The organism is Ensifer sp. MJa1 (genome assembly GCF_037026475.1).
Classification (GTDB): Bacteria; Pseudomonadota; Alphaproteobacteria; order Rhizobiales; family Rhizobiaceae; genus Ensifer.
The window spans coordinates 72,022-94,718 of sequence record NZ_JAKUMO010000010.1 but is presented as its reverse complement, the minus strand read 5'-3'; the positions used below and the strand labels follow the sequence as shown (position 1 = coordinate 94,718).

Genomic DNA, 22,697 nt, shown 5'->3' with positions numbered 1-22,697 from the left:
TTCCAGTCGATTCGGAGGATCGACTGCCGGATGGGAGGAGACGAGATCATGGTTGAGGACGCGCTGAAACGCACCGAACTGCCGCGGCCCGATGTCAGTGCCGACGAGGCGCGGGCGATGATCGCGGAGCACTATGGGCTCGAAGGGACCATCGTCGAACTCGGCAGCCAGCAGGACCGCAACTATCGCATCGATACCGGTGAGCGGCGCTATGTGCTCAAGATCTGCCGCGCGGAGTATCAGGCGCTTGAGCTGGAAGCGCAGAACGCGGCTTTGCGGCACCTGGCCGAACACTTGAGCACCGGGCGGGTTGCCGAAGTCGTGCCCTCGCTGAAGGGCGAGGCGATCGAGAACGTCAGCGTCCGCGATCAGGCTTACCGGATCCGCCTGCTCAGCTATCTCGATGGCGAACCGTTGACACGCCGCAAGCATTTGCCGAAAGAAACCGTTGCAGCACTCGGCGGGCTGGCGGGCGGCCTGGCTGAGGCGCTTGCCGACTTCAGTCATCCGGGCCTCGAGCGCGAGCTGCAATGGGATCTGCGTCGCGCCGGCCAGGTCATTCTCCATCTCCTTGCCGATATGGCGGATCAGCAGCAGAAGAAACATATCGCCGAAGTCGTGGTCGGCGCCATGCGGCGCTTGCAACCGTTGATACCGGATCTCAGGATCCAGGCGATCCACCACGACGTCACCGACGACAATGTCGTCAGCCGGCGCGATACCGCCGGCCGGCAGATCCCGGACGGCGTCATCGACTTCGGTGACATCCTCAATGGCTGGCTGGTCGCCGAACTCGCCGTCACATGCGCCTCGCTGTTGCACCATGCCGATGGCGACCCCTGGTTCATCCTGCCGGCGGTCAAGGCGTTTCATGCCGCATGCCCATTGACCGAGACGGAGCTCAGGGCGCTCTGGCCGCTGATCGTCGCGCGCGCTGCGGTGCTGGTTGCAAGCTCCGAACATCAGCTTTCGCGCGAACCAGATAACGCCTATGTCGAAGGCAATGCCGCCCATGAGCGCGAGATTTTCGATGTGGCGTCCTCGGTGCCGCTGGCGCTGATGGAACGCGCCATTCTTTCGGCAGTGGGGTACGCTCCAGAATCGACATCGGTCGCCGGCGAGAGCCTGATTGAGGGGATCGGGCCGACCGATATGCGCCATATCGACCTGTCGATCCTCAGTCCGCTGTTACCGGAAGACCGCTGGCAGCATCCGGGCCTGCCGATCGCATTGCTGCAGCACGCCGCGCACGCGATCGGCGTCGCAACCACGCGCTACGGCGAATTCCGGATGACCGAGACGCAGCTGCGCTCGCCGCGCCCCGAGGCCACGCTGGCCCTGCATGTGGACATCTGCCTTGCCGCGGGCCGCGAGATCGTCGCACCCTTCGAGGCGCGTATGATCCGGCAGGATGGGCTGCTTGTGCTCGAAGGTGCCGATGCGAGCCTGTTTCTCGAGGGTGTCGCGGTTGGCGCCGATGTTGCCGAGACGGTCGCAACCGGATCGCTCGTCGGTGTCGTATCCGGCGAACAGCAGTCGCTCGGCCTTATCCGGGTCCAGCTTTGCCGTGAGCATGGGCTTGTTCCGCCACTCTTTGTGATGCCGCATCAGGCCGAGGCCTGGAAGGCAATCTGCCCGTCTCCGGCAGGTATTCTCGGCTTCGAGTGCGATGCGCCGGAACCGCACAGCCAGGAGTTGCTCGACCGAAGGCATCAGCATTTTGCCAAGCCACAGAAGAACTATTACCTGAAACCACCGCAGATCGAGCGCGGCTTCAAGGAGTATCTCTTCGACGTCGAGGGCCGCAGCTATCTCGACATGGTCAACAACGTGACGATCCTTGGCCACGGACATCCTCGGCTTGCTTCCGCCGTTGGGCGGCAATGGTCGCTGCTCAACACCAATTCGCGGTTTCACTACGCGTCGGTTGCCGAATTTTCGGCGCGGCTTGCAGCCCTTGCGCCCGAAGGGCTCGACACGGTGTTTCTGGTCAACAGTGGTTCGGAGGCCAACGATCTCGCACTTAGGCTCGCCTGGGCCTATTCCGGCGCCCGCAACGTCGTCAGCCTGCTGGAGGCCTATCACGGCTGGACGGTTGCGAGCGACGCGGTGTCGACCTCGATCGCCGACAATCCGCAGGCGCTCGAAACCCGGCCGGCGTGGGTCCATCCGGTTACGGCACCCAACACCTATCGCGGCGAATTCCGTGGCGACGACACGCGCGACAGCTACGTGCGCTCCGTCGTCACCAAGTTGACCGAGCTCGATGCCGCGGGCGAAAAGCTGGCTGGCTTCATCTGCGAGCCGGTTTACGGCAATGCCGGCGGCATACCTCTGCCCAAAGGCTATCTCGACGCGGTCTACGCCATGGTGCGCGCCCGCGGCGGCGTGTGCATCGCCGACGAGGTGCAGGTCGGATACGGCCGTCTCGGAGATTATTTCTGGGGCTTCGAGGAGCAGGGCGTCGTGCCCGACATCATCACGGTCGCCAAGGGCATGGGCAACGGCCATCCGCTTGGTGCCGTCATTACCCGCCGCGAGATCGCCGACGCGCTGGAGAAAGAGGGCTACTTCTTCTCGTCGGCCGGCGGCAGCCCCGTCAGCTCGATCGTCGGCCAGACGGTTCTCGATATCCTGACCGAAGAGCGGCTGCCGGAAAACGCCCGTGTCGTCGGCGGCTACCTCAAGGCGCGGCTCGAAGCGCTCGGCCAGCGCTTTCCGTTGATCGGTGCGGTGCATGGCATGGGGCTCTATCTCGGCGTCGAATTCGTGCGCGACCGGGAGACCTTGACCCCTGCGACCGAGGAGACGGCTGCGATCTGCGACCGCCTGCTTGATTTGGGCGTCATCATGCAGCCGACCGGTGATCACCTGAACGTGCTGAAGATCAAGCCGCCGCTCTGCCTGACGAAGGAAAGCGCCGATTTCTTCGCCGACATGCTGGCGCGAGTGCTGGACGAAGGCTGGTAGGACACGACACGAAAACGCCGCGGGGAGGGCCGCGGCGTCTCGTTGGCGCTTCTCCTTGATCGAGCCATTCCGACCTTTGCCGAAATTGCTCGGGGATCAGCGTGCCGGCGGGGCGTACATCAGGCCGCCGTTGCTCCAGAGTTTGTTAAGGCCGCGGTCGATCTTGAGCGGGCTATCCTTGCCGAGGTGACGCTCGAAGACCTCGCCATAGTTGCCGACCGCAGAAACCGCCTGGTAGGCCCATTTCGGATCGAGCCCGAGCGACTTGCCGGCCTCGTTGTCGATGCCGAGGAAACGCTTCTGGCCGGTGGTGCCGCTTTCGAGGACCTTTGCGGCATTGTCCTTGGTGATGCCGAGCTCTTCGGCCTCGACCAGCGCGAACAGCGTCCAGCGTACGACCTTGAACCACTGGTCGTCGCCTTGGCGGACGGCCGGGCCGAGCGGCTCCTTGGAGATGACTTCCGGCAGAACGACGAAACGATCAGGATCGTTGAGCGTCAGGCGCTGGGCGTAAAGCGCCGAAGCGTCGGTCGAATAAACGTCGCAGCGTGCGGTGTTGAACGCCTGGATCGTCTGATCGGCCTTCTCGAAGGCGACGACCTGGTACTGGATGTTGTTGGCGCCGAAATAGTCGGCCATGTTCTGCTCGGTCGTCGTGCCGGTCTCGGTGCAGACCGAGGCGCCCGACAGTTCCTTGACGCTCTTCACGCCGAGGTCGTTGCGGATCATGAAGGCCTGGCCGTCGTAATAGTTGACGCCGACGAAGCTCATGCCGAGATCCGTGTCGCGCGACAGCGTCCAGGTGGTCTGGCGCGACAGGAGGTCGGCCTCGCCCGACTGCAGCGCGGTGAAGCGCTCCTTGGTCGAGAGCGGCACGTACTTCACCTTGTCGGGGTTGCCAAGCGCTGCGGCCGCGACAGCGCGGCAGAAGTCGATGTCGAAACCGCTCCAGTCGCCCTTGTCGTTGGGGGCGGAAAAGCCGAGCACGCCCTGGCTGACGCCGCAGCGAAGCTCGCCGCGCTGCTTGATGACGTCGAGCGTGCCGGCCTGTGCGGCGGTGCCGGCGAGGAACGCTGCGCTCGCCAGTGCTAGAATTCCGAGTTTCATTGTCCTGTTCTCCTCTTTTTCATGTTTTGGGCATGCGTCTTCATCGCCGGGCTGCGTGTCATGCATCCCGGCCAATCCGTATGGTCTTGCTGCTGTTTGCCCCGGTGCTAGCCGAGCGTCTTTGCCACGTCCGCGAAGGTCTCCTCGAGCACGGCGATCAGATGATCGGCATCGCGATTCGAGAAGATCATCGGCGGGCGCATTTTCAGGATGTTGTCATGCGGGCCTTCGGTTCCCATCAGGACGCCGCGGCGGCGCGCGCCGTTGGAGACGGCCCGGGCAAATTCGGTTGCCGGCGCCTTGGTCTTGCGGTCGCTGACAAGTTCGATGCCGAGGAAAAGGCCCATGCCGCGCACGTCACCGATCACCTCGTAACGGGCCTGCATGGCGCGGAAGGCGTCGATCAGATAGTTGCCGATCGCAAGTGCGTTGCCGCGCAGATCCTGTTCCTCGATCACGTCGAGCACGGCGAGGCCGACGGCGCAGGAGACCGGGTTGCCGCCGAAGGTGTTGAAATACTCCATGCCGTTGTTGAAGCTGTCGGTGACTTCGCGGGTCGTGACGACGGCTGCGAGCGGATGGCCGTCGCCGATCGGCTTGCCCATGGTGACGATGTCAGGCACCACGCCTTGGGTCTCGAAGGCCCACCAATGGCTGCCAACGCGGCCGAAGCCGACCTGCACTTCGTCGGCGATGCACACACCGCCGGCCTCGCGCACGAGGCGATAGACTTCCTTCAGGTAGCCCTCCGGCAGGAACACCTGGCCGGCGACGCTCGGGATTGATTCCGCGATGAAGAAGCCCGGGCCTTCGCCCTTGGCCTTCATCGCCGCGATCAGTTCGGCAACGCTTTCGGCGAAGCGCTTGCCGTGCTCCTCAACCGGCCAGTCGGCCGGCGCGTGGTAGCTGTCGGGAATGGTTGCCACATGCACATGCGGCTTCGGCCCCTTGCCGCCCTTGCGACGGAACTTGTACGGGCTGATGTCGATCAGTTCCTGCGTCGTGCCGTGATAGGACCAGTCGAGCGTGATCGCGTTCTCGCGGCCGGTATGGGCACGCATCAGCCTAAGTGCCAGGCTGTTGGCCTCCGAGCCGCTGTTGACGAAGCCTGCGACCGTCAGTTCTTTCGGCAGCGTCGCTGTCAGCCGCTCGGCATAGGCGACGATGTTGTCGTGCAGGTAGCGGGTGTTGGTGTTGAGGACTGCGGCCTGCTTCGCCATCGCCTCGACCACCGCCGGATGGGCGTGGCCGATGTGGCAGACATTGTTGAAGCAGTCGAGATAGGCGCGGCCGTTGTCGTCGATCAGCCAGACGCCTTCGCCACGCATGAACTTGATCGGCTTGTCGTAGGAGATCGACAGGTTCGGCAGCAGCAGTTCCTTGCGACGCCTAACGATTTCCTCGTGCGAACGGCCCTTCTTCTCGTAGAACTCTTCGGCAATGCCGGCGAAGCTGCGGGCATCCGGGAAGAGTTCGGCCCAGACGTCGAGGAACTGTGGTTCGCCGACGCCGAGGATTTCGGTCGCCGTCAGGCTGGTATCGGTCGAAAGCTGCAGGTGCAGGTGCGGCGCCCAGCCGCCGTTTTCCTTCGGCGCACCCATCTCGCCGACGAGCGCGCCGGCCTCCAACCGGTCGCCGGCCTTGATCCGGCCCATGGCCTCATGCGCCATATGGCCCCAGAGCGTGACGAAGGGCGGGCAGCCCTCCGGCTCATGGCGAAGGGCGATCAGACAACCATAACCAAGCGGGTCTTTTTCGATCTCGACGCTGACGACGGTGGCGGCAAGCGGGGTGAAGACCCTGGTGCCGGCAGCCATGAACAGGTCGAGGCCGAGGTGGCGGGTGCGGCGGGTGCGGTCGATGAAGCGCGAGACGAACATCTCGCCGGCATAGACAGTGCGTTCCTCGGCGAAGGGGCCGATGCCAAGCGCGATGCCGTGCTCGCGGCAATGGTTCTCCCAGATCGCCTGGGCCTCATCCGGCTGTTCGCCGGCGGATTTCACCGTCATCGGATGCGAGGGGTCGCCATAGGGCACCAGTGCTGCCGGATAGCTGGCGGCGGGCCGCTCGAGCAGCGGCTTCAGCGACTTGCGGTTGGCGTTGATCCAGGCGATGACATCTCGGGCGCCGGGTGTCGCCTCGAAGCCGCAGGCATGCCGCAGGATGGTGGTGGCGAAGCGCGGGTTCATCCGGTCGAGCTTGCGCAGCAGCGTCCAGGCCGGCCGCTCGCTGATCGCGAGATAGGGGTTGTCGTCGGTATGCGCGCGGCGGGACGCGGAGATGGTGACCGAAGTGACGAGGCGCATGGCGATGAGATCGAACAGCAGATCGACCTCTTCCTCCGTCAGCGGATACTCCTGATGGAAGCCGCGGGCGATCGCCGCGGCAGCACCGATCGGGTTCGGATGGTCGAGCCCGGCATAGGCGGCAGCGATTGCGACTTCGGCGATCACAGGTGCGTGCAGGGCATCGCCGAAATCGATCAGGCCGGAAATGGTGTCATGGTCGGCCTTGGCGACGAGCACGTTCCAGTCATTGGCGTCGTTGTGGATAACGGCGGCGCGAAGCGTCGCGAGCCGTGGCGCGACCGATTTTTCGAACCGGGCGAGAAAGCGCTCAAGAAGCGCGCGGTCGTCGGCGGAAGCGACGTGATGCAGGCGATCGGCCGAACGGCCGGCATGGCGGATGTCCCAGTCGAGATCACGCAACGCACCCGGATGCATGAAACCTTTAAGCGATGCGTCGAAGCGGCCGAGCATCTGCCCGAGCGACTGAAGGGCGGCATCGCTGCGTCCGGTTTCGGCAAGCGGTGCTCCCTCGACCCAGCTGACAAGGCGCAGGCGATAGGCGACGCCACGCGCACTCGTGGTCGAGGCGAGGCTGGCACCTTTCAGTGTCGGACGGATATGCGGTACGGGCAGATCGGCGGCATGGGTGCCGACGTGGCTGAGAAGCGCCGTCTGGAAATCGCTTTCCACCGCGGGCTCCGCACCGTTGATGATCTTCAGGATATAGGTGCCGTCACCTTCGGTCTCGACCTTGAAGTTCTGGTCGCGCTCGCTTGCAAGCAGCGAAAGCGCGCCGGTGAGGCCGTAGTGCTCCTTCAGCAGCGCGGCTGCGGCATCGGTCGAAAAGGCAGGTGTCGTCGTCAGCATATCGTTCATGGGACCCTCATCTCAAAAGCGAGAGTTACATGAGCGGCGATGCGATGCATCCGGCATTATGCCGGTTGCACCGGCATGATGTTTATAATAACCGTCATCTTGTCGGCGCGATCAAGAGGACAGGACATGCAGGACATTGACGCGATCGACCGCACTATCCTCAGCATTCTGTCGCAAGAGGCTCGCATCCCGATGAAGTCGCTGGCGGGCCGCATCGGACTGTCGAGAAGTGCGACGACGGAGCGGGTCAGCCGTCTTGAGAAGGCCGGCGTCATCCGCGGCTACCGCGCCGATATCGGCCAGCTGGAGGAGGGAACGATCCAGGCATTCCTGCTGGTCACCCTGAAGCGCACGCCCTCGATCGGCGTGCTCGACCGGCTCGCAGGCTTTTCGTCGGTGCGCAAGGTATCGTCAGTCAGCGGTCAGCTTGATCTGGTCGTCGAAGTGGAGGTCGGCTCGATCAATGCGCTCAACGAGCTGCGCAACGAGGTGGCGACGATGGACAATGTCGAAGACCTGACGACGTCCATCGTGCTCAGGCGGGATATCGAGCGGAGCTGAAACGCTGCGGGCGGAACATCGGCTTGCGCCGATACTCTGGAGGGTATCGAGCGGAGCTGATCGGCTTCCCTAGCCCTCACTCAAAAGCTCGGCCGGCGATCCCAGCCGTTCAAGCAGCGAGCGACGCACGCGGCCGATGTCGCGCATTGGCGGCTCGCCGAACTGGCGGGCATATTCGCGGCTGAACTGAGACTGGCTTTCATAACCGACCTGATGGCCGGCATCGCCGGCGTCGAGGCTCTCCTCCAGCATCAACCGCCGCGCTTCCTGCAGCCGAAGCTGCTTCTGGTACTGCAGCGGGCTCATGGCTGTGATCGCCTTGAAGTGATGATGCAGCGAGGAAACGCTCATGGAGACGCGGTTGGCGAGATCGTCGATCCGGAGCGGCCGTGAATAGTGTTCCTTCAGCCAGGCGACGGCGCGGCCAACCTGATGCGGCTGGCTGTCGGTCGTTGCCATCTGCCGGAGGCGATGGCCGTGCGGGCCGGTGAGGAGACGGTAGAGGATCTCCTGCTCGATCAGCGGCAAGAGGGCGGGGATGTCTTCCGGCCGCTCGAGCAGGCGCACCAGGCGAAGGGCTGCATCTTCGAGCTCGACAGTGATCTTGCTGACGCTCATGCCTCGCGCCGAGGTGGGCGGCGCCGGCAGTTGCGGCAGGGCGGCAAGCAGCGCCTGGATCCTGCCGGGGTCGAGTGTGAAGGCCATGCTGAGATAGGGCTCTTCGACGGAAGCCTGGGAGACCTGGGAGAGAACCGGAAGATCGATCGAGGTCAGCAAATAGTCCGAGGCGCCGTAGATCAGCGTTTCGCTACCGAGAACGACACGCTTTGCGCCTTGCACGATGATCGCGAGACTTGGCCTGTAGGCCGAACAATTGACCGGGGCATCACCGCCATGGCGATGCAAGGTCAATCCGGAGATAGGGGTCAGATGATCGCCATCCCTTTCGGCGAACCGGGCAATGACCTCGATCATCTCTTGGCGGGCGGTCTGTCGCATGGGCGTCATAATCTATGGTCTTTCCAGCGGCTTAGCATAGGCTGAGGTGATGCTCAGATAGGCCTTCGACGTGGCATCTCCAGGACCTCACTGTCAATCTTGTAGGATTGTGCAAAAACTTTGCAGGATCGCTCTAACGGTTCCGGCATCTGCGCCGCCATAGTCCGAGGTGCGTCAGGCCGGGCTCCCTCCGGACCTGCACCCTTTCCTAAAATGAGGACAGACTGATGGCCATTGCAAGAGGATATGCGGCGACCGATGCATCGAAGCCGCTGACACCCTTTACCTTCGAGCGCCGCGAACCGCGCGACGACGACGTGGTGATCGAGATCAAATATTGCGGCGTCTGCCACTCCGACATTCACCAGGCCCGCAACGAATGGGGCAATTCTGCCTTCCCGATGGTTCCTGGCCACGAGATCGTCGGCATCGTGACAGCGGTCGGCTCCAAGGTGACGAAGTTTAAGGTGGGCGACCGCGCCGGCGTCGGCTGCTTCGTCGATTCCTGCACCACCTGCGCTACGCGCGACCTTGACCTGGAACACTACATGCCCGGCCTGATCGTCACCTATAACGGTGTCGAAGCCGACGGCAAGACGCCGACCCAGGGCGGCTATTCCGACCATATCGTCGTCAAGGAAGGCTATGTTCTTTCGATCCCGGAGAACCTGCCGCTCGACGCCGCCGCACCGCTGCTTTGCGCCGGCATCACCCTCTATTCGCCGCTGCGCCACTGGAAGGCCGGCCCCGGCAAGAAGGTCGCGATTGTCGGCATGGGCGGACTCGGCCACATGGGCGTCAAGCTGGCGCACGCCATGGGTGCCGATGTGACCGTTCTCAGCCAGACGCTTTCCAAGAAGGTAGACGGGCTGAAGCTCGGCGCCGACCATTACTATGCCACCAACGATCCAGAAACCTTCAAGGCGCTGGCCGGCACGTTCGACCTCATCATCTGCACGGTTGCCGCCGAGATTGATTGGAACGCCTATGTCAACCTCCTGACGGTCGATGGCGATTTCGTGCTGGTCGGCATTCCGGAAAATGCGGTTCCGGTGCACGCCTTCTCGCTGGTGCCGGCGCGTCGCAGCATCTCCGGCTCGATGATCGGCTCGATCAAGGAAACCCAGGAAATGCTCGACTTCTGCGGCGAGCACGACATCGTCTCGGAAATCGAGACGATCCGCATCCAGGACATCAACGCGGCCTATGAGCGCGTCGTCAAGAGCGATGTGCGCTACCGCTTCGTGATCGACATGGCGTCGCTGCAGGACGCAGCCTAACCGAAATGAAAAGGCTCGGAATCCGATGGGATTCCGAGCCTTTTCTGGCTGTGCCAGGGCCTAGACCAAGGGCAGCGGCCCGTCGTTCTTGATCTCTTCCATGACAGCATAGGTGCGGGTTTCCTTGACGCCGGGAAGCGTCCAGAGCACCTGGCCGAGGAAGTTGCGGTAGGCCGCCATGTCCTCGAACCGCGTCTTGACCAGATAGTCGAAACCACCCGCCACCATGTGACATTCGAGTACGGCCGGCGCCTGTTTGACGGCGGCGGCGAACTGGTCGAAGACATCGGGCGTCGTCTTGTCGAGCATGACCTCGATGAAGACCAGCAGCCCGAAGCCGAGCTTGTGCGGGTCGAGTCTTGCTCCGAAACCCGAGACGTAGCCTTCCTTCAGCAGCCGGCGTAGCCGCTCGCTGGTTGCCGTCGGCGACAGGCCGATGCGATCGGCAAGCTCCAGATTGGTGATGCGGCCGTCCGCCTGGAGAATGTTGAGAATTCTGCGGTCAATCTTGTCGATCTGATGCATGGTGCCTCCCACCCGTGCCTCAGGCGGCAAGTCGCGTTTCCGCGAGCTTCACCCAGTAGGAAATGCCGTGCGGGATCGCCTCGTCGTTGAAATCGTAGGCCGGGTGATGCAGCCCGGCCGTGTTGCCATTGCCCATGAACACGAAGGCGCCGGGGCGCGCGAGCAGCATGTAGGAGAAGTCCTCGCCACCCATCATCGGGTCGAGTGACGGCTTGACATTGCTTGTCCCGGCAATCTCGGCGGCCGCCTGCAGCGCATAGCCGGTCTCGTCGGCATGGTTCACGGTCACCGGATAGTTGCGGTTGTACTGGACGTCGACGACTGCGCCGTAGATGTCGGCGACACCTTCGGCGATGGTGCGGATGCGGCCCTCGCCGATGTCGCGCACTTCGGGCATCAGGGTGCGCACCGTGCCGCCGAGAACGGCTTCCTCCGGAATGACGTTATGGGCGAAGCCGGCATGAAACTTGGTGACCGAGACGACAACGGAGGCAAGCGGGTCGACGGTGCGCGAGGCGATCGTCTGCAGCGCGGTGACGATCTGCGTGCCGATGACGATCGGATCGATCGTCTTGTGTGGCTGGGCGGCATGGCCGCCGCGGCCCCTGATGGTGATGGTGAATTCGTCGGTCGAAGCCATGATTGGACCGACGCGGCTGCCGAACTGGCCAACCGGCATGCCCGGCATATTGTGCATGCCATAGACCTCGTCGATGGAGAAACGCTCCATCATGCCATCCTTGACCATCTCGTTGCCGCCGCCGCCGCCTTCTTCGGCCGGCTGGAAGATGACGGCGACATTGCCGGCGAAGTTGCGGGTTTCGGCCAGATATTTGGCTGCGCCGAGCAGCATGGCCGTGTGGCCGTCATGGCCGCAGGCGTGCATCTTGCCTGACGTTTCCGAGGCCCAGGGCTTGCCGCTGGTCTCGATGATCGGCAGTGCGTCCATGTCAGCGCGAAGGCCGATGGTGCGGCCTTGACCGAGATTGCCGCGGATCAGGCCGACGACGCCGGTGCGGCCAAGCCCCGTCACGATTTCGTCAACGCCGAACTCCTTCAGTTTCTTTTCGACGAAGGCTGCCGTATTTTCGACCGCGAACAGGAGCTCGGGGTTCCTGTGCAGGTGGCGCCGCCATTCGGTAACTTCGTTCTGGAGCTCAGCGGCACGGTTGAGTATCGGCATCGGTTCGTCCTGTCGGTCTGTTCGATCACTAATTGTATCTGCGTATCTGCGGTGGATTGGCAGCGGGCCCAATGAATGGGCTTTGCCATCTCCTCGCCATATAGGCTAAATAGCCGAACGATACGAGGCAACAGCGGAATTTCGAGGTTCTATCGTGGTGACAGCAGGATTTTTCACGCGTGGCAAGTTGAAGACGCTCGGCGTCACGGCGGCTGCCTGTGCAACGCTTCTTGCGGCTCTGCCGGCCGCGGCCAATCCGAGGCTGGTCGTCGACGTCAATTCGCTGAAGGTCTACGAGCATCAGGACATCTTCCAGAAATGGTATCCGGCATCGCTTACCAAGCTGATGACGGCCTATACGGCGTTCCGCGCCATCAAGACCGGCCAGCTCACGCTCGAGAGCCCGGTCGTCATGACCAAGAACGCGGCAGCCGAGCCGCCGAGCAAGATGTTCTACAAGCCCGGCCAGGCGATGACGCTCGACAGCGCTCTGAAGATGATGCTGGTCAAGTCGGCCAACGATGTCGCCGTTGCGATTGCCGAGACGGTTGGCGGCTCGGAGCCTGCCTTCATCGAACGGATGAACGCCGAGGCGCGCCGCATCGGCATGACCTCGTCCAACTTCATCAATCCCAATGGCTTGCCCGGCCCGGGCCAGTACACGACGGCGCGTGATCTCGCGGTTCTGGCAATCACGCTGAAGCGCGAATTCCCGCAATACGCCTCCTATTTTTCGCTGGAGGGCATTACCACCGGCAAGAAGGACTATCCGAACTACAACAAGCTGATCGGCCGCTTCGAAGGCGCTGACGGCATGAAGACGGGCTTCATCTGTGCCTCCGGCTTCAACCAGGTTTCGTCTGCCACCCGAGAGGGCCGCAGCGTCGTTTCGGTCGTGCTCGGCGAAGACAGCCTCGGTGCGCGTACCGACGAATCCGCGCGGCTGTTGCAGATGGCGCTGACGACGAATGGCACCGGAAAACCGTCGCTGGTGCAGATCCCGCCCTATGGCGATACGCGCGACATGGTGGCCGACGTCAGCAAGCAGATCTGCTCGAAGGCGGCAGCCAAGGTCCGCAGCGAAGGCCGCGACGAGGCGGGGCGCCAGAAGCTGCTTTCGCCCTATATCCATGAAATCAACCGGCCGCTGAAGCTTGCCTTCGCCGGTCTTATCGCCGGCAGCGGGGAGAAGGCGCCAAAGCTTGCCGGCGACCCGGTCGGGCAGGGCGATGCCGCCAATGTGCCGGTCCCCGTGCCGCGGCCGACGTTCTGATCGGAGTTCATGATGGTTAGTCCTCTGCCGGCGGTGCCGGTCTCGATCCTCACCGGCTTTCTCGGTGCGGGCAAGACGACGTTGCTCAACCGGCTGCTGAGGGATCCCGATCTCTCCGACACGGCCGTCATCATCAACGAATTCGGCGATGTCTCGATCGACCATCTGCTAGTGGAAGCTTCCAGCGACGGCGTCATCGAGCTTTCCGATGGCTGCCTTTGCTGCACGGTGCGCGGCGAACTGGTCGATACGCTTGCCGATCTCATGGACCGGATGCAGACCGGCAAGATCAAGCCGCTGAAGCGCGTTGTCATCGAAACCACCGGGCTTGCCGATCCGGCACCGGTGCTGCAATCGGTGATTGGCAATCCCATCATCGCGCAGAATTTCCGCCTGGATGGCGTCGTGACCGTTGTCGATGCGGTCAACGGTTTGCAGACGATCGCCAACCATGAAGAGGCCCTGAAGCAGGTCGCCGTGGCTGATCGTATCGTTATCAGCAAGACGGGCCTTGCCGACGCCACCGTGCGCGATGAACTCACAGCGCGGATCCGGGCGCTGAACCCGCGTGCACCGCTGATCGATGGCGGTAGCGCCGAGGCAGGATGCTCGGAGCTTTTCGCCTGTGGGCTCTATGACCCGTCCTCGAAGATCGCCGATGTCGGCCGTTGGCTGCAGGACGAGGCGCATCACGACCATCACCACCACGATCACGAACATCATCATGATGATGGCCACAGCCATGATCACCACCATCACGACGTGAACCGGCATGGCGGCGACATCCGTTCGTTCAGCATTGTGCATGACCGGCCGATCGAGCCGATGGCGCTCGACATGTTCATCGACCTGCTGCGCTCGGCCCATGGCGAGAAGCTGCTCAGGATGAAGGCGATCGTTGCAGTTGCCGATAGGCCGGATCGGCCGCTGGTGCTGCATGGCGTGCAGAATGTCTTCCATACGCCGGAGCGACTTGCCGCCTGGCCGGACCCGAACGATCGGCGCACGCGGATGGTGCTGATCACCAAGGGCCTTGAGGAAGCGTTCGTCCGCGACCTGTTCGACGCCTTTACCGGCAAGCCGCGCATCGACCGGCCGGACGCACAGGCGCTGTCCGACAACCCGCTCGCGGTCCCCGGCATGCGGTTCTAACGTCGCTGTGCGTTCATGTGAGCGCACAGGCGATGCTCTCAAATCAATCATGTTGGCAGTCGCCAGCGGTCAGGCGCCCTTGCGAATGAGGAAACGATGGCCGCCATCGGCGGGCGCTGCCTCTTCGAGCGTGTGGCCGTCTTCGTTGCAGAAATGCGGAATATCGATGACCGCCAGCGGATCGGTCGTTTCGATCTCCAGCAGCGCGCCGGCCGCCAGGGAAGCCATGCGCTTGCGTGTCTTCAAAACGGGAAGGGGGCACTTAAGCCCCCTCAGGTCGTAGACGATCTTTTGGTCAGTCGGCATCAATTGCCCCAGATCTTCCAGAACGGACGCTTCTTCGGCGGCTCCTCGGTGAGGACAGGCGTTTCTGCGGCCGCTTCGGGTGCTGGCCCTGTCGCCGTGGCGACGGCTGCCGTCTGCTGCTCAGTGGCTCCGGGTGCAGCAGCACGGGCCTGCTTGGCGGTCTTCGCCGGCTCCTGCGCCTGTGGTGGCAATGCGGACTGCTGCCCAACCGCCGCCTGATCCGGCGTCACGACGACGGGCGCTGGCATCTGCAGTTCCGGCTCGCTCCTGGAGAACAGGCTCCAGAAGGCGTTCTTGGCCGGCTGCTCGACAGCGGCCTGCATGACCGGCTGCGGAATGGGGTTTGCGGCCGGAACCGGGACGTGCTTGCCGCCATCGGTTGCCTTTTCGAGTTCCTTCTTCTGGATCTCGACGGCCTGCTTGGTCTCTTCCGCTTCCTTCTGCTCGGCAAGCTTCTTTTCGAGATCGCTCGCCTTCATCAGCTTGCCGGCATCGAAGGAGTTGCCGGTCGGTGCGTAGGCGAGTTCGCGGCCGACGCGCTGCTTGGCGACGATCGCCTTGCGCTCGGCTTCGCTCGGCTCGTACCAGACCATGCCGTCATATTTCTTCATCGCCTTGTCGTAGTCGGTCTGGTAGCTCTTTTCGAAGCTCGTCATCGCCACCTGCAGAGCCGGTGGCGTCGACATTGCCGGGCACTGGCCGCTCGCATTGAACGGGCCGGTGGCCTGCTGGTTGAAGACGTACTTCTTTTCGCAGACGTTGACTTCAGGCGGGCGCTTGGTGACCTCGAACTGGTCGTAACCGACCTTCAGCATCTTCCAGAAGTCGATATTCGGATTGTTGCGATGGCGGGCCATGTTTTCCGCGGTCATGCGGAACGGGAAGGCCTGGAGCTGCACGCTCTCCTGGCCGCCCTTGAAGCTATCGCGGGCGAGCGCGAAAATCTCGATCATCTGCTCGTCGGTCATCGAATAGCAGCCGGCCGACGAGCAGGCGCCGTGGATCATCAGGTGCGTGCCCTGGCGACCATTCGCCTTGTCGTAGGTGTTGGGATAACCGGTGTTGATCGCCAGATAATACTTGGAGTTCGGGTTCAGTTGGTGCGGGAAGAGCGGGTAGAAGCCTTCCGGTGCCTGGCGGTCACCTTCCTTCACCTTGGGACCGAGTTTTCCGGACCAGGCGCAGATCTTGTAGCTCTTCAGCAGTTGGAAACGGTTTGCCGTATTGGCCTTCCAGACCTCCAGCGTGCCTTCTTCCTTGAAGATGCGCAGCGCGATCGGGGCCTGCTTCTGCATCCCGAGTTCGCTCATCTTTTTGACCATCGGAGCAGAGACCTGATACTCGGTCTTGTTCTTGACGGACTTGATGTCGATCGACGTCGTGGCGTCGAGCGTTTCGTTGGTGCAGCCGGCAAGCGCGGCGACAATGGCGGCGGAAGCTACGAGGTTCCAGAAACGCATCAGCAGAGGCCCATTCAAACCCAAACTCGACTAAGGAGAGCCCAAGTCCACGAGGGGGGCCCTTCAGAGAATCACTATGCGATTATACTTCACGAATTCTTAACCCTGCAGGGTGCCCTGCCGACGACGCTGTTCATGACCCCATGAATATGGCCAAGATTTGGCCATAGTCCGCTTTGCGGTTGCGAAATCCGCTCCCGCAATCGTTGCTGCGAAGCGGGACGTGCGCCCCCGCTCGCGTTTCGGCTCAGAGGTTGCGGCCGATGTTCAGGTACTTCTGCCGGCGATCCGTGCGCAACTGGTCGCCATTGCGTCCGGACAAGTCCTTCAGTGCGTCGGCGATCACCGTGCCGGTGCGGCTGATGACGGCGTTGGGATCGCGATGCGCGCCACCGACCGGTTCCTGGATGATGCCGTCGATGATGCCGAGCGCCTTCAGGTCCTCGGCGGTGATCTTCATGTTGCTTGCCGCTTCCTTGGCGCGGGTGGAATCGCGCCACAGGATCGAAGCTGCACCTTCCGGCGAGATGACGCTGTAGATCGCATGCTCAAGCATGTAGACGCGGTTGCCGGTAGCAATGGCGATGGCGCCGCCCGAGCCACCTTCGCCGATGACGACGGTGACGATCGGCACGCGGACGTTGAGGCACATCTCGGTCGAACGGGCGATGGCTTCCGCCTGGCCGCGTTCTTCGGCGTTAACACCCGGATAGGCGCCGGCGGTATCGACGAGCGTGATCAGCGGCAGGCCGAAGCGATCGGCCATTTCCATGACACGGATCGCCTTGCGGTAGCCTTCGGGACGCGGGCTGCCGAAATTGTGCTTGATGCGCGACTTGGTGTCATTGCCCTTCTCCTGGCCGAGAACGGCGACCGGCATGCCGCGAAAGCGCGCAAGACCGGCCTGGATGGCGTCATCGTTGGCAAAATTACGGTCGCCGGCAAGCGGCGTGAACTCGGTGAAAAGCTCGGCCGCATAGTCAAGGAAATGGGGGCGCGAGGGGTGACGGGCAACCTGGGTCTTCTGCCAGGGCGTCAGCTTCGAATAGATCTCGGCCATCGCGTCTCGGACGCGCGTCTCCAGCCGTTCGACCTCATCCGAAGTGTTCACGCTCTCGTCTTCGCCGGCGAGCTTCTTCAGTTCGAGAATCTTGCCTTCGAGGTCGGAGATGGGTTTTTCGAAATCGAGATAGTTGTGCATGAGATGCGTTTCCGATCATTTTGCGACAAGGGCCAGCGGGCCGAAACCAGCGTGCCCGGCCGTCCTAATCCTGTTTTTTCGCCTGTTTGGCAAGAGGGTGATGGTTTTGCACGAGGTTGTGCAGCCGTTCTTCCAGCACATGCGTATAGATTTGTGTCGTTGAAATGTCCGAGTGGCCGAGCAGTTCCTGCACGGCGCGCAGGTCGGCCCCGTTGGCCAGAAGATGGCTGGCGAAGGCGTGGCGCAGCACGTGCGGCGAGATTGCCGCCACGCGGATGCCTGCGCGCGCTGCGAGCGATTTCAGGTCCCTGGCGAAGACCTGGCGCGGCAGGAAGCCCTGCTTGCCGGAGGAGGGAAAGAGCCATGGGCTCTCCCGGCTTCCTGCTTCCTCCTTGGCCAACTCGTCGGCAAGGGCGGCGCCATAGACGCGCATGGCGCGGATCGCGGCCTGGGAGAGCGGCACCAGTCGCTCCTTGTTGCCTTTGCCGCGGATGACGAGAAAGCGGCCGTTCTGGGCAAGCACGCTTGCCGGCAGCGAGACAAGTTCGCTGACGCGCATGCCTGTCGCATAGAGAAGCTCGATCAGCGCATGCATGCGCAGTTTCGCCAGGTGGTCCACGCCACCGGCCGCGGCTTCGTTTTCCGCCTGGCCGATCAGCCGCGAGACGTCGTCGACGCTCATCGTCTTCGGCAGGCTTCGCCCTTTCTTCGGGGCGTCGAGAATGCCGGTCGGATCGTCGACGCGAAGACCCTCGGCATAGAGGAACTTGAAGAACTGCCGGAGCGCCGACAGGCGCCGTGCCTGCGAGGACGGCTTGAAGCCCTGGCCGGCGAGGTGGGCAAGGTAGCCGCGAAGATCGTCGGCGGTCGCCCCTGTCAGTCCCGTCCCCAGCGTGCGCAGGTGCGAGGACGCATCCTCCAGATCCCGCTCATAGGACTGCAGCGTGTTGACGGCCGCTCCACGCTCGGCGCTCATCATTTCAAGGAAGGCCTCGACATGGGCTGCGGACAAATCGTTCATTGCGGAACGTTGACCCGCTCAGACGGGATCTTCACCGTGACGTCCCGCTCGACAGGCTCGACAAAGGTGACAAGCCCGACCATCGTGCCGTAGACGAGCCCGGCGATGACGGCGCAGACGAACAGGAACCGGAAGAGGGTCGGCATTTGGAACTCCTGTGCCTGCGTCCCTTGGCAGCCTGCGTCCGGGACAAGTCATGCAGCCATTGGAGGCGCTGTGGCTTATGCCGGAACGTGCCGTGCGGCCAACGGATGCCTGATCTATATGAACGCCGCTTCTGCCAAGTTCAAGAAGCGTGTGCGGCCGCGCACAACGACTTGACGCTCCCCCCTGATTTGTCGATACCGGAAGGGAATGGGGAACAAGAAGACCAATGAACGACGTGATCGAACCGGTTTCCGCAACGCTTGCCGAGCGAGCGAAGCTTGTACTCGGTAAACGCAATCTCGTGTTCATCGGCCTGATGGGTGCCGGCAAGTCGGCGATCGGCCGGCTGACGGCCCAGGCGCTCGGCATTCCCTTCGTCGATTCCGACCACGAGATCGAACGTGTCTCGCGCATGACGATCAGCGATCTCTTTGCCCGATACGGCGAGGACGAGTTCCGGGCGCTTGAGACGCGGGTCCTGAAGCGGCTGCTCAGAAGTGGTCCCCGCGTGGTTTCGACCGGTGGCGGCGCCTATATCAACGAGCGCTCGCGGCGACAGATCAGGAAGGGCGGCCTGACGATCTGGCTCAACGCCGAGCTCGACGTCCTGTGGGAACGGGTCAACAAGCGCGACACCCGTCCACTCCTCAAAACCGAGAACCCCAGGCAGACGCTCGAAAACCTGATGAACGCGCGTTACCCTATCTATGCCGAGGCCGATCTGACGGTGCTGTCGCGCGATGTCAGAAAAGAGACGATGGTGGAGGAGGTTCTCGCCGCCGTCATCGAATGCCAGCAGAAGAAGACCCCAGGACAAGAAAAGCCATGAACAGCCATGTGATGCCCGCCGCCGAACGCAAGGTCCGTGTCGATCTCGGCGATCGTTCCTACGACATCCTGATCGGCCCCGGGCTGATTGCCGCCGCCGGCCAGGAGATCGCGAGCCGGCTGAAGGGCCGCAGGATGGCCGTCATCACCGACGAGAACGTGGCGCCGCGCTATCTCGAACCGCTGATGGCGAGCCTCAAGGAGCGTGGCATCGACGCCGTGTCGCTGGTGCTGCCGGCCGGCGAGAAGACCAAGAGCTTCGAACACCTCATCCCGGTCTGCGAAACCGTGCTTGGCGCCCGCATCGAGCGCAACGACGCTGTGATCGCGCTTGGCGGTGGCGTCATCGGCGATCTCACCGGCTTTGCCGCCGGCATCGTGCGCCGCGGCTCGCGCTTCATCCAGATCCCGACCTCCTTGCTTGCGCAGGTCGATTCTTCCGTCGGCGGCAAGACCGGCATCAATTCCCCGCACGGCAAGAACCTGATCGGCGTCTTCCACCAGCCGGACCTGGTGCTTGCCGATACCGACGTGCTTGACACGCTGAGTGAGCGCGAGTTCCGCGCCGGTTATGCGGAAGTCGCGAAATACGGATTGATCGACAAGCCGGAGTTCTTCACCTGGCTCGAAAGCAACTGGCAGGCGGTCTTTGCCGGGGGCAGCGCCCGCATCGAGGCGATCGCCGTCAGCTGCCAGGCCAAGGCCGACGTCGTGGCTGCGGACGAGCGCGAGAACGGCTTGCGCGCGCTCCTCAATCTCGGCCACACCTTTGGCCACGCTCTGGAGGCGGCAACCGAATACGACAGCGCCCGGCTGGTGCATGGCGAGGGCGTTTCGATCGGCATGGTGCTGGCGCACCAGTTTTCGGCCCGAATGAACCTTGCAAGCCCCGACGATGCGGCCCGTGTCGAGGCGCATCTGAAGACGGTCGGCCTGCCGACGCGCATGGCGGAAATCCCGGGCGCGCTGCCGCCGGCAGAACGGCTGATGGATGCGATCGCCCAGGACAAGAAGGTCAAGGGTGGCAAGCTCACCTTCATCCTGACACGCGGCATCGGCCAGTCTTTCGTCGCCGATGACGTTCCGGCATCGGAGGTCCTCGGTTTCCTCAGGGAAAAGCACCCGCAATGACCGTCGAAGCCTTCCTTGCCTTCCTGGCAGAATATTGGCTGTCCATTCTCTCGGTCTTCTGCCTGCTGCTGCTGTCGGCCTTCTTCTCGGGCTCGGAAACGGCGCTGACGGCGGCCTCGCGCTCGCGCATGCATACGCTTGAGAACAACGGCGAAGAGCGCGCCGGCATCGTCAACCGGCTGATCGAGCGGCGGGATCGGCTGATCGGCACGCTGCTGATCGGCAACAATCTCGTCAACATCCTGGCCTCATCGCTGACGACCAGCCTGCTGATCGGCCTCTTCGGCGACAGCGGCGTGGCGATCGCGACGCTCGCCATGACCGTGCTTTTGGTCATCTTTTCGGAAGTGCTGCCCAAGAGCTGGGCAATTGCCTCTCCGGACCGCTTCGCGCTTGCCGTCGCGCCGCTGGTCCGTCCCTTCGTCGCAATCGTTGGACCTGTTTCCAGCCTCGTCAACGGCATCGTCCGGCGCCTGCTCAATCTCTTTGGCGTCAATCTCGCCGCCGACATGTCGATGCTTTCGGCGCATGAGGAACTGCGCGGCGCGGTGGACCTGCTTCACCGCGAGGGCTCGGTGATCAAGGCCGACCGCGACCGCTTGGGCGGCGTGCTCGACCTCGGCGAACTCGAAGTCTCCGACATCATGATCCACCGCACCAACATGCGGGCGATCAATGCCGACGAGCCGCCCGAGACATGCGTGCGCGAGATCCTCGAAAGCCCGTTCACGCGGCTGCCGCTCTGGCGTGGCTCGACCGACAACATCATCGGCGTCGTGCATTCCAAGGATCTGCTCAGGGCGCTTGCGGAACCCAATGTCGAGCCGGAAAACCTCGACATCGTCAAGATCGCGCAAAAACCCTGGTTCGTGCCCGACACCACCAACCTCAAGGATCAGCTCAACGCCTTCTTGCGCCGCAAGCTGCACCTGGCGATCGTCGTCGATGAATACGGCCAGGTTCAAGGGCTGGTGACGCTGGAAGACATCCTGGAGGAAATCGTCGGTGACATCGCCGACGAGCACGACCTCGACATTCAAGGCGTGCGCCAGGAAGCGGACGGTTCCATTGTCGTCGATGGGTCGGTGCCGATCCGCGACCTCAATCGGGCGCTCGACTGGTCACTGCCGGACGAGGAGGCGACCACGGTTGCCGGTCTCGTCATCCACGAGTCTAAGAGCATTCCCGAGGAGCGCCAGGCCTTCACCTTCCATGGCAAGCGCTTCATCGTGATGAAGCGGGTGAAGAACCGGATCACCAAGCTGCGCATCCGCCCGGCCGAGGACGGCGCCCCCATCACCTGACGACCGATCGGGCCGCTACCAGCGTGTCGGTTCACCGGGGGCTGCGGGCTCGACCGCCAGCGCATGCAGGCCGGCATCGAGTTCGGGTTTCAGGAGCGCGTTGATGGCACGGTGACGGTCGACGCGGCTCATGCCGGTGAAGGCGCTTGAAACGATGCGCACCCGCATATGGGACTCGCCGCCGCCGTCAAAACCCGGCTGGTGCCCGGCATGAAGGTGGCTCTCGTTGATGACCACCAATCTCTCCGGGTGGAAGGCCTCGATCAGCTTCTTTTCGATCCTGTCCGTGAGCGACATTCTTCCGTCCCAATTTGCTGTTTGCTTGACGCCCCCTCGCAGATCCGCAGAACCCGCATCCACTGGCTTGGCAGCGCAAAATGCCCGCACAAAGCCAGCAACATTCCGCTTTGTCAATTCTTGTTGTGGCCTCGGCCAAACCCCATAATGAGCGCCATGAGACTCGATTCAAAATACTTCGATCGCATTCGGACCCGGCGCAAGGTTGAGCCGCAGGCGGAGCAGGCTGCGCCCGTCTGTCAGTGGGACGGCTGCGACCAGAAGGGCGTGCATCGTGCACCTGTCGGCCGCAATGCCGAGGGGCAGTACTTCATGTTCTGCTTCGAGCACGTGAAGGAATACAACAAGGGCTATAATTTCTTCTCGGGCCTGTCCGACAGCGAGGTCGCGCGCTACCAGAAGGAAGCGATCACCGGCCACCGCCCGACCTGGACCGTTGGCGTCAACAAGAACGCCAAGAACGGCCCGACCCAGTCGCAGATGCGATCCGGTTCTGCCGGCGCCCAGGCGCGCATGCGCGATCCCTTCGGCTTCGTCAGCGAGGCGAGGGCACGCTCCGGCCGGCCAGAACCGCGCCAGCGCAAGTTGAAGACACTCGAGGCCAAGGCCTTTGAAACGCTGGGCCTGGGTGCGTCTGCGACCGCGACCGACATCAAGGCGGCCTACAAGGATCTCGTCAAGAAGCACCACCCCGACGCCAATGGCGGAGATAGGGGATCGGAAGAGCGTTTTCGCGCGGTTATTCAAGCCTACCAATTGTTAAAACAGGCTGGCTTCTGCTAACAACG

20 protein-coding genes are annotated in these 22,697 nt (G+C 63.0%); 9 read left to right on the top strand and 11 right to left on the bottom strand.

The annotated features are described in order from the left end of the window. Positions 1 to 48 precede the first annotated feature (48 nt). Entirely contained in the window at positions 49 to 2,970 is a 2,922-nt protein-coding gene (locus MKZ91_RS15515; RefSeq protein ID WP_336171875.1) for an aminotransferase, read from the top strand. A 96-nt stretch (positions 2,971 to 3,066) separates the two neighbouring features. Here the strand turns inward: MKZ91_RS15515 and MKZ91_RS15510 are convergent, their stop codons facing one another. Together MKZ91_RS15510 and MKZ91_RS15505 are read right to left on the bottom strand one after the other, a co-directional pair. Next, complete coding sequence (locus MKZ91_RS15510; protein ID WP_336171874.1) at positions 3,067 to 4,077, bottom strand: amino acid ABC transporter substrate-binding protein; 1,011 nt, start codon at positions 4,075 to 4,077, stop codon at positions 3,067 to 3,069. Between the two features lie 107 nt (positions 4,078 to 4,184). Then, the gene (locus MKZ91_RS15505) at positions 4,185 to 7,241 is read right to left on the bottom strand and encodes an aminotransferase class III-fold pyridoxal phosphate-dependent enzyme (protein ID WP_336171873.1); all 3,057 of its coding nucleotides are present in this window, start codon (positions 7,239 to 7,241) and stop codon (positions 4,185 to 4,187) included. Between the two features lie 78 nt (positions 7,242 to 7,319). Here MKZ91_RS15505 and MKZ91_RS15500 point away from each other — a divergent pair, with 78 nt between their 5' ends. Then, positions 7,320 to 7,802 carry an Lrp/AsnC family transcriptional regulator gene (locus MKZ91_RS15500; RefSeq protein ID WP_336172018.1) on the top strand — a complete coding sequence of 161 codons (483 nt, stop codon included), beginning with the start codon at positions 7,320 to 7,322 and terminating at the stop codon, positions 7,800 to 7,802. A gap of 69 nt (positions 7,803 to 7,871) precedes the next feature. Here MKZ91_RS15500 and MKZ91_RS15495 read toward each other — a convergent pair whose 3' ends face one another. Further along, the gene (locus tag MKZ91_RS15495) at positions 7,872 to 8,810 is read right to left on the bottom strand and encodes an AraC family transcriptional regulator (RefSeq protein ID WP_336171872.1); all 939 of its coding nucleotides are present in this window, start codon (positions 8,808 to 8,810) and stop codon (positions 7,872 to 7,874) included. Positions 8,811 to 9,028: 218 nt separating this feature from the next. Here MKZ91_RS15495 and MKZ91_RS15490 point away from each other — a divergent pair, with 218 nt between their 5' ends. Continuing rightward, positions 9,029 to 10,081 (top strand): NAD(P)-dependent alcohol dehydrogenase, encoded by a 1,053-nt coding sequence (locus MKZ91_RS15490; protein ID WP_336171871.1) that lies wholly within the window; start codon positions 9,029 to 9,031, stop codon positions 10,079 to 10,081. 60 nt (positions 10,082 to 10,141) lie between these two features. Here the strand turns inward: MKZ91_RS15490 and MKZ91_RS15485 are convergent, their stop codons facing one another. Then, entirely contained in the window at positions 10,142 to 10,606 is a 465-nt protein-coding gene (locus MKZ91_RS15485) for an Lrp/AsnC ligand binding domain-containing protein (protein ID WP_057254736.1), read from the bottom strand. Between the two features lie 19 nt (positions 10,607 to 10,625). Next, a complete protein-coding gene (locus MKZ91_RS15480) occupies positions 10,626 to 11,789 on the bottom strand; it encodes a M20 aminoacylase family protein (protein WP_336171870.1) in 1,164 nt (387 codons plus the stop codon). A 157-nt stretch (positions 11,790 to 11,946) separates the two neighbouring features. Between MKZ91_RS15480 and MKZ91_RS15475 the strand changes: the two genes are divergently transcribed. Both MKZ91_RS15475 and MKZ91_RS15470 read left to right on the top strand, forming a co-directional pair. Further along, positions 11,947 to 13,062 carry a D-alanyl-D-alanine carboxypeptidase family protein gene (locus MKZ91_RS15475; protein WP_336171869.1) on the top strand — a complete coding sequence of 372 codons (1,116 nt, stop codon included), beginning with the start codon at positions 11,947 to 11,949 and terminating at the stop codon, positions 13,060 to 13,062. Positions 13,063 to 13,074: 12 nt separating this feature from the next. Next, positions 13,075 to 14,214, top strand: coding sequence for a CobW family GTP-binding protein (locus MKZ91_RS15470; protein ID WP_336171868.1), 1,140 nt, complete (start codon positions 13,075 to 13,077; stop codon positions 14,212 to 14,214). Between the two features lie 69 nt (positions 14,215 to 14,283). Here the strand turns inward: MKZ91_RS15470 and MKZ91_RS15465 are convergent, their stop codons facing one another. From MKZ91_RS15465 to MKZ91_RS15445, 5 genes are all read right to left on the bottom strand, one after another. Then, positions 14,284 to 14,520, bottom strand: coding sequence for a sulfurtransferase TusA family protein (locus MKZ91_RS15465; protein ID WP_336171867.1), 237 nt, complete (start codon positions 14,518 to 14,520; stop codon positions 14,284 to 14,286). After that, the gene (locus MKZ91_RS15460) at positions 14,520 to 15,980 is read right to left on the bottom strand and encodes a L,D-transpeptidase family protein (RefSeq protein WP_336171865.1); all 1,461 of its coding nucleotides are present in this window, start codon (positions 15,978 to 15,980) and stop codon (positions 14,520 to 14,522) included. Before MKZ91_RS15460 ends, MKZ91_RS15465 begins: the two co-directional genes overlap by 1 nt. A gap of 247 nt (positions 15,981 to 16,227) precedes the next feature. Then, the gene (locus tag MKZ91_RS15455; RefSeq protein WP_336171863.1) at positions 16,228 to 17,181 is read right to left on the bottom strand and encodes an acetyl-CoA carboxylase carboxyltransferase subunit alpha; all 954 of its coding nucleotides are present in this window, start codon (positions 17,179 to 17,181) and stop codon (positions 16,228 to 16,230) included. Between the two features lie 64 nt (positions 17,182 to 17,245). Then, positions 17,246 to 18,202 (bottom strand): site-specific tyrosine recombinase XerD, encoded by a 957-nt coding sequence (locus MKZ91_RS15450; RefSeq protein ID WP_336171862.1) that lies wholly within the window; start codon positions 18,200 to 18,202, stop codon positions 17,246 to 17,248. Continuing rightward, a complete protein-coding gene (locus MKZ91_RS15445; RefSeq protein ID WP_336171861.1) occupies positions 18,199 to 18,348 on the bottom strand; it encodes a hypothetical protein in 150 nt (49 codons plus the stop codon). Before MKZ91_RS15445 ends, MKZ91_RS15450 begins: the two co-directional genes overlap by 4 nt. Positions 18,349 to 18,575: 227 nt before the next feature. On the opposite strand from MKZ91_RS15445, the gene MKZ91_RS15440 reads away from it, so the two are divergent. The 3 genes from MKZ91_RS15440 to MKZ91_RS15430 are packed head-to-tail and all read left to right on the top strand — an operon-like array spanning position 18,576 to position 21,612. Then, positions 18,576 to 19,178 carry a shikimate kinase gene (locus MKZ91_RS15440; protein WP_336171860.1) on the top strand — a complete coding sequence of 201 codons (603 nt, stop codon included), beginning with the start codon at positions 18,576 to 18,578 and terminating at the stop codon, positions 19,176 to 19,178. After that, positions 19,175 to 20,308 carry a 3-dehydroquinate synthase gene (gene aroB, locus MKZ91_RS15435; RefSeq protein ID WP_336171859.1) on the top strand — a complete coding sequence of 378 codons (1,134 nt, stop codon included), beginning with the start codon at positions 19,175 to 19,177 and terminating at the stop codon, positions 20,306 to 20,308. The genes MKZ91_RS15440 and aroB overlap by 4 nt, the downstream gene beginning before the upstream one ends. Then, positions 20,305 to 21,612: an HlyC/CorC family transporter gene (locus MKZ91_RS15430; protein WP_336171857.1), complete on the top strand. Its 1,308-nt coding sequence runs from the start codon at positions 20,305 to 20,307 to the stop codon at positions 21,610 to 21,612. Before aroB ends, MKZ91_RS15430 begins: the two co-directional genes overlap by 4 nt. Before the next feature lie 15 nt (positions 21,613 to 21,627). On the opposite strand, the gene MKZ91_RS15425 is transcribed toward MKZ91_RS15430, so the two are convergent. Next, the gene (locus MKZ91_RS15425; protein WP_336171856.1) at positions 21,628 to 21,909 is read right to left on the bottom strand and encodes a BolA family protein; all 282 of its coding nucleotides are present in this window, start codon (positions 21,907 to 21,909) and stop codon (positions 21,628 to 21,630) included. A 147-nt stretch (positions 21,910 to 22,056) separates the two neighbouring features. Here MKZ91_RS15425 and MKZ91_RS15420 point away from each other — a divergent pair, with 147 nt between their 5' ends. Next, positions 22,057 to 22,692, top strand: coding sequence for a J domain-containing protein (locus tag MKZ91_RS15420; RefSeq protein WP_336171854.1), 636 nt, complete (start codon positions 22,057 to 22,059; stop codon positions 22,690 to 22,692). Positions 22,693 to 22,697: the final 5 nt, after the last annotated feature.